This window comes from Thermohahella caldifontis, assembly GCF_041153465.1.
Lineage (GTDB): Bacteria > Pseudomonadota > Gammaproteobacteria > Pseudomonadales > Oleiphilaceae > Thermohahella > Thermohahella caldifontis.
This window is the reverse complement of record NZ_CP154858.1, coordinates 1592906-1604761: the sequence shown is the minus strand read 5'-3', so window position 1 is coordinate 1604761 and position 11856 is coordinate 1592906. Positions and strand designations below refer to the sequence as shown.

Below are 11856 nucleotides of genomic sequence, written 5' to 3'. Positions count from 1 at the left end.
TGAAGCGGGCAGTTTGTCGCCTCGGTTGCCTTTTCCTGTCTGTGAACCAGTACGCATTGCCCTGAATCCGCCATCAGCAGGGGGCGCTCACCCGGAACGTGACCGAAGCCCGAATGATTCCTTCATGTGTTGACGGCGAAGCCGGATACGCGCGGATATCCGGGCGCTCCGTGCAATGGGGCAGGAAAGCAGAGGGTCAGGTTGCAGCATCAAACAGGATTTAGCCCGTTCGGGGACTTCAAAAACGGATACAAACCCATCACACTATGGGGCGAAGGTTCAGGAGATGAAGTATGGAACTGGCAGACAGGCTCAAGGCGCGCGATATCATGACGCCCCACATCAAGAGCGTGCCCCAGCACTGGACACTGCAGCGTTTTGCTGCGTTTCTCAGTGAAAATGGCATCAGCGGCAGTCCGGTTGTGGATGATTCGGGTGAGGTGATCGGGATTGCGACGCTCACCGATATCGCAGATTTCCACTGGAATACGGTGGAGCGTTCACCCGAGACGGACATGACTGAAGAAGAGCGTCAGGAAGCGCGGCGTCTGAAACAGTTCATCTTTGAGGAAATGCAGCGGGTACCGGTTGAGGTCTCCGATATCATGTGTCCGATTCTCTTTTCCGTGGATGAAAACGACAGCGTCCGGCAGGTGGCGCGCCTGATGATGGAGGAGCATCTGCACCGGGTATTTGTTCGCCGGGATGGCAAGCTCACCGGGATCATCACCACCTTCGACATGCTGAAGGTGGTGAGTGGCGAGCTGGATGCCGGTACGTCTCAGCGGGACACCCCCACCAGTTCGCCATCCCTGTAAATCAGATGATAGCCCTGGTAGCGGGGCTGTTTCACGACCTTCTGCAAGGCCCTGATGGACTCGACCGGGATGTCCACAATCAACGCATTGACCAGCCAGGCGGGCAACACACCGCCCGGTTCGGCATGCTGAAGCCAGACCATGCGGGTGCGACCGTCTTCCGTGGGGGTGAAGTAGTAATGGGTCTGGGTCACGGTGACACGCACAAGGTCGGCTGAAACCGGCCGTTTCTCCGGTGCGGCAGTCATGTGCATGACCACTGTGCCGGGGATCTCCCGGGCCGTGGTGACAATGTGGATCACGTAGTCCCGGTCCTTCACCGGCCAGGGCATGTCATTGACCGAATAGGCATAGCGGTCGTTGAAGCTGCGCTCGTCAAAGCCTTCGACATGAATGCAGCCCTTGACCCAGGCCAGGCAGGATTGCGGATCCGCCATCACCGCCAGCACATCATTCAGAGGCGCGTCCAGAACGGTGACAGCCTTGAAGGCCTTGTAGGAAGAGTCCGGCTGGGGACGGGTATAGAGGATGATGCCATCCTGTTCGGTGGCCAGCGTCCAGTCCTCCGCCTCAAGCGGAATATCGGCGGCCAGCGCACTGTTGGCCCAGAACAGTATCAGAAACGAAATTCGGAAAAATAATTGCACAAACGTACCTGTTGGTTGACGGTCCATTAAGGGTGAGGCAGGATGTTATCAAAACCCGCCGGGACAAAACTGTCGAAAAGTACCGTTTCTGAAGGAACCTGTTGTGAGCAGACCTCTCGTGGAAAACGGCCGGCCCCGCCTGGGCTGGCTGGATGAGCCCGTTTCCTGTGTCAACTTCATGGATGCCAGCCTGCGTTCGCCCATGGGGCACCGCAGGAGCCGGCTGTTCAGGCGTCAGGCCTTCAACCAGTTTCAGTTTGTGGGCATCACCGGGCCGGACTGGGTACTGGGGGCGGCGCTGGTTGACCTGTTCTGGGTGGGCAATGCCTTTGTCTATGCGTTGCCGTTGACCGGTGGAAACAAGACGGAACACAACTGGCTTGCGCCGGGCGCCGCCGGCATTGACTTGCCCCGAACCCCGGATACCGGGCAGTCGGTGGGCTGCGCTCCAGGCCGTGAGATCAGGATAACGCTCAGGGACAACGAACTGATGCTTCAGGTGCGGACGCCCCGTATCCGGGGCGAGGTGTCCATTGGTCTGGAAGGGGTGCCGCTGAGGGTGTGTGCGCCAGCCGGCTATGATGGCTGGACCTATACCCAGAAACGCAACGGGCTGCCTGTTTCGGGTCACTTGTCGGTGGATGGACAGTCCCTGGATCTGGATCCGCGCGCCTGGCGGGCCGGTCTGGATTGGAGTGGTGGCTTCATGCGCCGGGAGACGGTCTGGCAATGGGCCAGCATCAACGGCGTACTGGAATCAGGGCAAGCCTTCGGGCTCAATCTGGCAACCGGCATGAACGAGAGTGGTACCACCGAGAATGCCTGCTGGGTGGACGGGCAGATTCAGCGTCTGCCGCCCGTACTGTTTTATTTTGACCGGGATGACCTGATGCGTCCGTGGCAGGTGCGATCGGAAGACGGGCGGGTCGAGCTGACCTTTGAACCCCGGGGTGCAAGGCATGAACGTGTGGACGCCCTGATGCTGGCGTCGAACTTCACCCAGATGGGGGGATTCTGGTCCGGCCGTCTCGTGCTGGACGATGGCCGGACACTGGAATTCGGTCCCCTGAGCGGGTTTGCCGAAGATCACTACGCCCGCTGGTAGGCTATTCGGGCAATGTGATGTTCAGCTCCAGTACGGCGCAGTGATCGTTGTGGTCGAGCTGAACCTGAACATCCTCGGGATCAATGTCCACGTACTTGCTGATGACCTGGAGCAGTTCCTGCTGCAGTTGGGGCAGGTAATCCGGCTGGCTGCGGGTGTTGCGCTCGTGCGCCACGATGATCTGCAACCGCTCCTTGGCAATGGAGGCCGACGTTTCCTTGCGGTTGCGAAAGTAATCCCAGAAACTCATGCACGACCTCCGAATACCCGTTTCAGAAAGCCCTTCTTCTGCACTTCGGTAAAGCGCAGAGGGAGCTCTTCGCCCAGCAGGCGTGCCACGGCATCCTGATAAGCCTGCCCGGCGTCCGCATCCTGGTCATGAATCACCGGGACGCCCTGGTTGGAAGCCGTCAGGACGGCCTTGGATTCGGGGATCACACCCAGCAGCGGAATGGCAAGAATGTCCAGCACGTCACTGACGGACAGCATTTCGCCCTTTTCCACCCGTTCCGGGTTATAGCGTGTGAGCAGCAGATGCTCCTTCACCGGATCCAGCCCCAGTTCAGCGCGGCGGGACTTGCTCTGGAGAATGCCGAGGATGCGATCCGAGTCGCGCACGGAACTGACTTCCGGGTTGGTGACGACAATGGCTTCGTCGGCATAATACAGCGCCATCAGTGCACCGTGTTCGATGCCGGCGGGCGAGTCGCAGACAATGTATTCGAAGCGTTCGCTGAGCTCGTTGAGGACGCGTTCCACTCCCTCCTTGGTCAGGGCTTCCTTGTCCCGTGTCTGGGAGGCCGGCAGAATGTACAGATCAGGGCAGTGCTTGTCCTTGATCAGTGCCTGATTGAGGGTGGCTTCCTGATTAATGACATTGACAAAGTCGTACACGACCCGTCTTTCGCAGTTCAGGATCAGATCCAGATTGCGCAGGCCGACGTCAAAGTCAATGACGACGGTCTTGTGGCCCCTCAGGGCCAGGCCGGATGCAATGGAGGCGCTGGTGGTGGTCTTGCCGACGCCGCCTTTTCCGGATGTCACCGTGATGATCTTGCTCAAGGTTGTTCCCTTCCCGTAATCGTCGTTGTGTGAGTGTTATAATGCGCTGACGACCAGCCTGTCCGCTTCGAGGCGGATCTGTGCCGGTTGCTTCCATTGCGTCGCCTGCAAATCCTCACTGATTTTATACTGACCAGCGATGGACACAAGCTCTGCCTCCAGGTGCTGGCAAAAAATCCGCGCGTCACTGCGGCCGTGGACACCCGCCAGGGCGCGCCCGCGCAGCGGCCCGTAGACGTGGATGTGCCCGTCCGCCAACAGCTCGGCACCGGCACTGACCGGCCCGAGGACGATCAGATCGGTGCCGCGGGCGTAGATCTGCTGACCGGAACGTACCGGTTGGGTGATGACCTTGCTGGCCACCGGCTCGGCCGCAGCAGGCGCCGGCGCCGCAGGAGGCGTGGCGGTTGTTTCGCGTACAGCCTGCAGATGCAGGTCGCCGAGTCCCAGGGCATCGGCCGCGGCGCGCAGGTCGTCCGAGCGGGTATGCACCGCCGCAAGCCGTACACCACAGCCGCTGACGGCTTCAGTCAGCCTGGCCAGGGCCGAAGGATCCAGATCTGTTTCCACGGCCGAGAGATCCAGCACGGCCGGCATGTGTCGGAAGAGGTCGGGGGCCTGGCGCGCCTGGTCATGCAGAAATGTCCGGATGGTTTCCGGATCGGTCTCGAGAATTTCCAGTGTGGTCAGCATGGCGCGGCTGGCGCGTATTCGCAGGGGAGCCGACATGGGGGAATCCTGTCTCCGTTGGGTCATTGGCTGTGGATTGTATGCAATTGCCGGCGGAGGGTCTACGCTTGCCCGCCTTCGTCCGTTTCACTGTCTTCACACCGGGGCAGCCGCAGATACATGACCGTGGACAACTCGCCGGCGCTATCGATGATCAGGCGGCCACCCTGCGCTTGGATATAGTGGCGTGCCAGGTACAGTTCGTAACCGCTCAGGCCCGGCAGGGTTGCCAGCTGAGGATTGAGTGCCCGGGCGGACTGTGCTGAAGGTACGGGGCGTCCGTGATAGGTGATCGCCAGCGTCACGTGGTCCGCCAGGTTCTGCACGGAAAGCGAGATGGTGGAGTCCGGGTTGGCCAGCTGTCCCGCGACCCGGAAAAGGTATCGTACTGCCTGATAGAGGTGTCTGGGATCGGCAAATACATGCAGCCCCGGATCCACGGGCAACAGGCTGACCTGCACGCCATAGCGCTGCGCGGCGTGTTCAAGCTCGGGCAGTTCTTCTTCAAGCAGCCCGCGGATGTTCAGCATGGTCCGGGCCGGATCCGGAGGAAAGCAACTGAACAGTCCGGCCGTGCAGGCGTCCTCCACCAGACGCTGCAAGGTCTGGAGGGCGCTTTGCTGGGCGGCCAGCAGTGTGGTGGAATCCTGCCAGCTGTCAGGCTGGGTGAGCGCATTGCGCAGGCTGTCCACCGCTTCCTGCAGCCGGTTGACCGCCTGGCTGGCCTCGGCATAGAGGTGCCTGAACTCCTCGGCACGCTCATTGAGACGTTCATCCTGCCCGGTGAGGTCGGTCAGTGCGACCAATACCGCAGGCGGTGAATGATGTGGCAGTGGCCGGGCGTGGACTTCGACTTTCCGGTCCTTCATGCTCAGCTGCGCCCGGATGATCCAGCGAAACCGGCCATCGCCTGCGGCAATGGTTTCCCGCCAGCGCTGATCCAGATGCTGCCTGTCTTCCTTGGGTGAGGAAAGCATGGCGGCCTTGCGAAAGTCTTGGAGATCCGCCGGGGTCAGTTCAAACAGCCGGAGGCCGGCTTCATTGATTCTGAGAATGCTGCCATCAGGTGCCAGAACCATCAGGGGCTGGGGTGAAATGTCAAACACGGCTTCAAGCTGGCTCTGCAGCTGGTTGACCTGGCTCAGGTGCTTCTGCCTGGCGTGGCGCTGTTCTGCCAGCACGGCGGCATGGCGCGCGACCAGGTTGCGCAGCGAGCGGTTCCAGGCCAAGATGCCGGCCACGACGAGTGTGCAAATGGTGGCAATCAGCGTCATCCAGATCCAGCGCTCCGTCCGGGCGTGGGAGGTATCCAGACGAATCCAGCGCTGCATGATCTGACTTTGGGTGGTTTCGGGAATGTGGTCCAGCGCCTTCTCCAGAATGCTGGCCAGTTCGGGCCAGTCCTTGCGGACGGCCATGCTCAGCTCCCAGTCATAACCGGACTGGCCGGCAACGTGCAGATTGGTGATGCCCAGGCGCTCCATGAAATAGACGGCAGGTCCGCTGGCCACAATGGCGGCATCGGCCTGTCCCCAGGACACCTGATTCAGTGCATCCGCCACCGTGGGGACGGTGCGCACCCTGATTTCGGGATAGCGTCGCTGAAACGCTTCCGTGGAGGCATAGCCTGCCACCGCAACCACCGTCATGCCGGACATGGCTTCGGGCGTCAGGGAGGGAAGATTCTTGCGCGTGATGATGAGCGAAGGCATGCGAATGTAGGGGCGGGTGAAGCGCATGTACGTGCGGCGCGGTGCCGTGTTGGCGGCTTCGGCCCACATGTCCACCTCGCCGTGGCGAGTGGCATCAAGCACCGCCTGCCAATCCCTGAAGCGCCGGACATCAAACTGAACGTCCAGCAGGGTACTGATTTCACGCAGGTAGTCGGCGGCGATGCCGGAATATTCGCCCCGTTCGTTGAAAAACTCGATGGGGGGAAAGGCCGGTGCCGGTCCGACCCGGATGACCGGGTGACGGTCAAGCCATGCCTTTTCGTCCACCGTCAGCCAGTCGGGGCGGTCGCGCAGCGCCCCTTCGGCCGGCAAGCCAATCAGCAAGGTGACGAGAACCAGCATGCAGGTGCGATGTGTCAGGCGTGTGATCATGGGCCTCTGACGAAAAGGGCATTTTCTGAGCGGCGACCGGCCGCTATCGGTTCCCTGAGCATAGAAGCAAATGGGGGTGGGTACAAGTGCGGCGCGTGGTAAACTGGTGTCCGGAGTATCGTGTCTGACCCATGATGGAAGGACGACACGGCGAACGAAAACCGGACGAAGAGCAGAAACAGCATGGAATACAGACCGCTTGGCAAGACGGACATGCGTGTCAGCGCCCTGTGCCTGGGCACCATGACCTGGGGGCAGCAGAATACCCGGGACGAGGCTTTTGCCCAGATGGACAGAGCCCTGGATGCGGGGATCAACTTTTTTGATACGGCAGAGCTCTATCCGGTGCCCCCCATGGCGGAAACGCAGGGGCGCACGGAATCCATCATCGGTGAATGGTTCAGGGCCCGCGGCAACCGTGACAAGGTCATTCTGGCCACCAAGGCAGCCGGGCCGGGCATTGAGCATATCCGGGGCGGCCCCCGTTTCACGGCTGAGCATCTGACGCAGGCGTTGAATGACAGTCTCAGGCGTCTTCAGACCGACTATGTGGATGTGTACCAACTGCACTGGCCGGACCGGAACGCCAATTTCTTCGGTCGTCTGGGCTATGAGCCGGTCGAGCAGGAAGACGCCACACCCATCCTGGAAACCCTGGAAGTGCTGGCGGATTTTGTGCGATCGGGCAAGGTGAGAGCCATCGGTGTCTCCAATGAAACGCCCTGGGGTGTTTCCCGTTTTCTTCATTATGCGGAGACGCTGGGTCTGCCAAGGATTGTCAGCATCCAGAACCCCTACAACCTGCTCAACCGGACCTTTGAAGTCGGTCTGGCAGAGTTCGCCCACCGTGAAGGCGTCGGATTGCTGGCCTATTCACCGCTGGCCTTCGGCGTGCTGACCGGCAAGTATCTGGGTGGTCAATGGCCGGAAGGTGCCCGGATCACGCTGTTCAAACGCTTCAGCCGTTACATGAACCCGCAGGGTGAACAGGCCACAGCGGCCTATGTGGCGCTGGCCCGGAAATATGGCCTGTCTCCGGCACAGATGGCACTGCAATTCGTGACGACCCGCCCGTTCGTGAGCAGCAATATCATCGGTGCCACCTCGCTTGCCCAGCTTGATGAAAATATCGGGTCACTTGAGGTGGAACTGCCCGAACCCCTGCTGAAGGAGATTGAGGACATTCATGAACGCTATCGTTTCCCCTGCCCGTAACACGGCGGAAGCACTCTCGGGCCGGTTTGCCAATGCGCGGGCCGGGCTGACCGAAAAGCTGGTTCTGGCCATTCTCAACGGCCTGGAGCGCTACCTGTTTGCCGACAACTTCGTGGTGGCCAACCAGACCCCCTATACCGAGATCTTTCGTGACGACATCATGTCGGTCCGGCACTATCTGCCTCTGGAAGAGGACAGCATCCGTGTGGGAGATGACATCATTCCGGTCAGCCGGACGCGGCACCGGGTCCCGCTGGTGCTGGTACCGCCGCTGGCGGCCACGGCCATGATATTTGATCTCCTGCCTCACCGGAGTCTGGTTCGCTACTTTCTGGCGCAAGGATATGATGTTTACCTCATCGACTGGGGGGAGGTGACGGAAAGCCATACAGACCTGTCACTGAGCACCTATGTGCTGAAGTGGATGCCGGAGGCGCTGGAGGCGATCCGCAGACATGGCGGCCAGCAGGATGTGAGCATTTTCGCCTACTGCATGGGCGGGCTGCTGACACTCATGTATGCGGCAGCGACCGGGGATCCTCATGTCCGGAATATCGTGACTGTTGCCAGCCCGGTGGACATGCACCAGAGCGGGCTGGCGGGCCGGCTGCTTTCGTTTGTCTATCGGCCGGCCCAGCTGGTCTCGAGGGTGCTGAACTTCTCCCTGATGGACCTGCCATCCCGCTACCTGCACGTGCCAGGCTGGCTCAACTCGCTGGCCTTCAAGCTGACCAATCCGGTGGGCACGCTGGTCAACACTCTCGAAGTGCTGGTCAATCTCTGGGACCGGGAGTATCTCAAGGAGCACACCACCATGAGCCTGTGGTTCGACGACATGGTTGATTATCCGGGCGCGACCGTCAAGGAAATGGTGGCCAAGATGATGCTGGAAAACCAGATGGCGAAGGGCCGCATGCGCATGGGGGACAAGGAGGCCAACTTCAATAGTATTCACGCCAGCATCCTGGCCTTTGCGGGTGAGGACGATACCCTGGTCAGCCCCGAAGCCGCGCACCGGGTTCTGGATATCGTGTCCTCCGAGGACAAGGAATTCTGCGTGGTTCCGGGAGGCCATGCCGGAGTGTTCGCAGGGAGCCGGGCACCGGCCCATACCTGGGCTATTGCAGCCGAGTGGCTGGCTTCACGGTCGGACTGATGTCAAAATATTGACGAAAAGAAATGCGTGCCATGACGGCCCGTTCACGGTAATACCATTCAGAACCGGGTATTCTGAAACCATAGACACCCGTATCAAGAGATGGTTCCCCATGGCACGCATTATCCTGACACTCCTGGCTTTGCTGGCGCTGACACTGGCAGGCACCGGGCATGCCACGGAGAAAGCGGATGCCCGTGCCGTTGTGCAGGGTTTCGCCTCGGAGGGCGATCTTTCCCGGGGTACCGTCGTACAGCAAACCCTGCGCATCCTCGCCGGCCAGTGGGTCCGGGAGTGGGTGGGGATTGAGGGTGACCGGCTCCCCAGCGGTTTCGGTACATTTGTCGAGGTGGCCACTGATCCGGCGCTGCGTCTGGATGTCCATGACGATGGCGCGACGCTGGGTTATACCTTCCGGTTCTGAACCTTTTCTACTCCCCGGCAGCGTCCGAACGCAAGCGCTTGCTAACATCGTGGCGCTGGCAAAGTTGTTTTTCTGAGCTAATCTGATATCAACTTCAGATGTGCAACGGAAATCAAGATGAAACTTTCCAGCATCAGTGTGCGCCTGCCCCTGCTCTTCACGTCATTGGTTACCGTGCTTCTGCTCGTTTTTGGGTATATCAGCTATGAGGATGCACGGACCGATCTGCAGATGCGCCTGCAGACCACAACCAAAAATGTTCTCAATCGATTATCTCTCAGTCTTCCTGCGCCGATCTGGAATTACGAGTCGGAATTCCTGTTCCGCAGCATCGAGTCAGAAATGCAGGATCCGCTGGTATCAGCCATTGTGGTCCGGAACGGGGAAGGTGTCATTGCCGCACTGTATAAGGATGCAGATGGAATCGTATCCAAACAGGAGCCTGAGAATTTGCACGCGGCGGAACCACTTGAGGAAAAGCTCGTATACAACGATGGTGGCACCGAAAACGAGGTTGGCAAGGTTCTGGTTTATGTAGATGACACGCCGGTTCGGAAAGCCCTGTCCCGCCAGCTGCGCAGTACTGTCACAGAGATCGTTGTTCTTGACCTCGTGATTGGCGTTTTGATGGTTTTGCTTCTGCGTGCCCAGGTCTTGCGACCTTTGGCAGAAGTGCGTGAGGCGGTCAGCAATCTGGCGAGCGGGGAAGGCGATCTGACCCGTCGCCTCAGGTTTGACCGAAAGGACGAGTTCGCCGAGCTCGCCGGAGAGGTGAATCACTTTATAGAAAACCTGCAGACAATCATTGCGAACGTCAAGCAATCGGCGGTCACTCTGGTTGACAGCTTTGCTCGGGCTTCTCATCAGGTGGAAGCGATCGCCCGAGACATTTCAAGTCAGCGTGAACAAATTGAGATGGTGGCAACCGCCAGCACAGAAATGTCTTCCGCCATCGAGAATGTGGCAAACAACGCCAACTCAGCGTCCGACCTGACCCGTCATGCGGATGATATGGCCCGGCGAGGCAATACGGTTGTACAGGAGGTTATCGGTGTGATTGGTGATTTGTCCAGCGAGGTGAATCATGCCTCAGAAGTGACGGAAAAACTGGCGGTCGAGGCTTCCAATATCGGCACGGTGCTGGATGTGATCAAGAGCGTTTCCGAGCAGACCAATTTGCTTGCCCTCAATGCGGCCATTGAAGCTGCGCGGGCGGGAGAACAGGGCCGCGGGTTTGCTGTGGTGGCGGATGAAGTCCGGACGCTTGCGCAGCGTACCCATGAGTCCACGGACGAGATTCAAAGCATCATCTCCCGTTTGCAGCAGTGTGCTGAGGAGGTCAAGGCGGGCATGCTCAAGGTGCAGGATCAGGCATCTACTTCGGTTGATCAGGTCGCTTCAGCCGGCGAAGCGATACGCAGTATTGCAGAGGCGGTTGATGAAATTACCCGCATGAATGTCCAGATTGCCGAAGCAGCGCATGAGCAGAGTCTGGTGGTTGCAGATATCAATCAGAATATTGTGGCGATTTCCCAGGTGGCCGATGCGTCGGTTGACAAGGCGCAGGAGACGGTCAAGGCCAACCGGGAAGCTGCAGAAATGGCGGCCGACCTTGCCCGCCAGATGGAACGTTTCAAAGTATAGGCGGGGCAAGATACAGGAGGATGGATGTTAGTGTGCCTGTTCGAACCCGGGCCCGGGAACACATCACTTTGACCGTGTGCGGTATGATCTGCACAGGTAAGCAAGCGATCGCGTACCTGGGTAGTCGTGAAAAACAAGAGCGCTTCGTCTATGCTGAGAAAGGCCTTTACAACAACAATGCAAGAGGTATCAAGAAAATGTTGAGGATAATCACACTGTTTATGTCATTGATCTTTGCGACTCTGAGCTGGGGAGAAACAATCACCCTGGCGAACGGTGAGTGGGCGCCTTATCTTTCCGAGAAGCTGAAGAAGTATGGCTTTGTTTCGGATATTGTGACTCAGTCTTTCGAGCGTGAGGGCGTGACGGTCAAGTATGTTTTTCTGCCCTGGAAACGCGGTTACGAGGAGGCCAAAAACGGAAAGCTCAATGGTTCATTGGTCTGGAGTCGTACTGAAGAGCGGGAACAGTTCTTTGACTACAGTGACCCGGTGATCAGGCTTGAAACCGTGCTCTTCGTCAGGAAGGGAGGTGGATTTGACTGGGACGGGACGCCTCAGTCGCTCTCCGGAAAGAGTCTGGGCGGGGTCATCGGATACAGTTATGGTCTGGATGAGGCTGAAAAAGCGGGTACCGTGAAAATCAGCCGCATTACCAGTGCGGATGCCAACCTCCAGAAAGTGGCGGCAGGCCGTCTGGATGCATTTATCGAAGATCGTCAGGTGGGGATGGAGCTGGTCAACAAGCTGGGGCTGGCTGACAAGATTGAAGTTCACCCCAAACCGATCAAGATGCGGGACTACCACCTTATCCTGAACAAGAAACAGCCTGAAAACAAGGCGCTGATGGAAAAGTTCAATCGCGGGCTGAAGGCGCTGCGTGAGGATGGTACCTATGACGCTATTGTGAAGGCGGCTCAGGCGGGAGAATACAACTGATGTCCGCTGACCG

12 protein-coding genes are annotated in these 11856 nt (G+C 59.1%); 7 read left to right on the top strand and 5 right to left on the bottom strand.

The features are described from left to right. Window positions 1–293 precede the first annotated feature (293 nt). On the top strand, window positions 294–818 hold the full coding sequence (locus tag AAIA72_RS07865; RefSeq protein WP_369602851.1) for an HPP family protein: 525 nt from the start codon (window positions 294–296) through the stop codon (window positions 816–818). Here the strand turns inward: AAIA72_RS07865 and AAIA72_RS07860 are convergent. Next, window positions 782–1465 carry an START domain-containing protein gene (locus AAIA72_RS07860; protein ID WP_369602850.1) on the bottom strand — a complete coding sequence of 228 codons (684 nt, stop codon included), beginning with the start codon at window positions 1463–1465 and terminating at the stop codon, window positions 782–784. The genes AAIA72_RS07865 and AAIA72_RS07860 overlap by 37 nt on opposite strands. Before the next feature lie 103 nt (window positions 1466–1568). Here AAIA72_RS07860 and AAIA72_RS07855 point away from each other — a divergent pair, with 103 nt between their 5' ends. After that, entirely contained in the window at window positions 1569–2570 is a 1002-nt protein-coding gene (locus AAIA72_RS07855; protein ID WP_369602849.1) for a DUF2804 domain-containing protein, read from the top strand. A 1-nt stretch (window position 2571) separates the two neighbouring features. On the opposite strand, the gene minE is transcribed toward AAIA72_RS07855, so the two are convergent. From minE to AAIA72_RS07835, 4 genes are all read right to left on the bottom strand, one after another. Next, window positions 2572–2820: a cell division topological specificity factor MinE gene (gene minE, locus AAIA72_RS07850; RefSeq protein ID WP_369602848.1), complete on the bottom strand. Its 249-nt coding sequence runs from the start codon at window positions 2818–2820 to the stop codon at window positions 2572–2574. Continuing rightward, window positions 2817–3632 carry a septum site-determining protein MinD gene (gene minD, locus AAIA72_RS07845; RefSeq protein WP_369602847.1) on the bottom strand — a complete coding sequence of 272 codons (816 nt, stop codon included), beginning with the start codon at window positions 3630–3632 and terminating at the stop codon, window positions 2817–2819. Before minD ends, minE begins: the two co-directional genes overlap by 4 nt. Before the next feature lie 36 nt (window positions 3633–3668). Then, window positions 3669–4361 (bottom strand): septum site-determining protein MinC, encoded by a 693-nt coding sequence (minC, locus tag AAIA72_RS07840; RefSeq protein WP_369602846.1) that lies wholly within the window; start codon window positions 4359–4361, stop codon window positions 3669–3671. A gap of 62 nt (window positions 4362–4423) precedes the next feature. Further along, entirely contained in the window at window positions 4424–6466 is a 2043-nt protein-coding gene (locus tag AAIA72_RS07835) for a transporter substrate-binding domain-containing protein (protein ID WP_369602845.1), read from the bottom strand. A gap of 183 nt (window positions 6467–6649) precedes the next feature. On the opposite strand from AAIA72_RS07835, the gene AAIA72_RS07830 reads away from it, so the two are divergent. The 5 genes from AAIA72_RS07830 (at window position 6650) to AAIA72_RS07810 (ending at window position 11843) form a co-directional block, all read left to right on the top strand. Next, the gene (locus AAIA72_RS07830) at window positions 6650–7681 is read left to right on the top strand and encodes an NADP(H)-dependent aldo-keto reductase (protein ID WP_369602844.1); all 1032 of its coding nucleotides are present in this window, start codon (window positions 6650–6652) and stop codon (window positions 7679–7681) included. Beyond that, the gene (locus AAIA72_RS07825) at window positions 7653–8837 is read left to right on the top strand and encodes an alpha/beta fold hydrolase (RefSeq protein ID WP_369602843.1); all 1185 of its coding nucleotides are present in this window, start codon (window positions 7653–7655) and stop codon (window positions 8835–8837) included. Before AAIA72_RS07830 ends, AAIA72_RS07825 begins: the two co-directional genes overlap by 29 nt. A 112-nt stretch (window positions 8838–8949) precedes the next feature. After that, window positions 8950–9261: a hypothetical protein gene (locus AAIA72_RS07820; protein WP_369602842.1), complete on the top strand. Its 312-nt coding sequence runs from the start codon at window positions 8950–8952 to the stop codon at window positions 9259–9261. Window positions 9262–9378: 117 nt separating this feature from the next. Next, on the top strand, window positions 9379–10905 hold the full coding sequence (locus tag AAIA72_RS07815; protein ID WP_369602841.1) for a methyl-accepting chemotaxis protein: 1527 nt from the start codon (window positions 9379–9381) through the stop codon (window positions 10903–10905). A gap of 221 nt (window positions 10906–11126) precedes the next feature. Then, window positions 11127–11843 (top strand): substrate-binding periplasmic protein, encoded by a 717-nt coding sequence (locus AAIA72_RS07810; protein ID WP_369602840.1) that lies wholly within the window; start codon window positions 11127–11129, stop codon window positions 11841–11843. Window positions 11844–11856 lie beyond the last annotated feature (13 nt).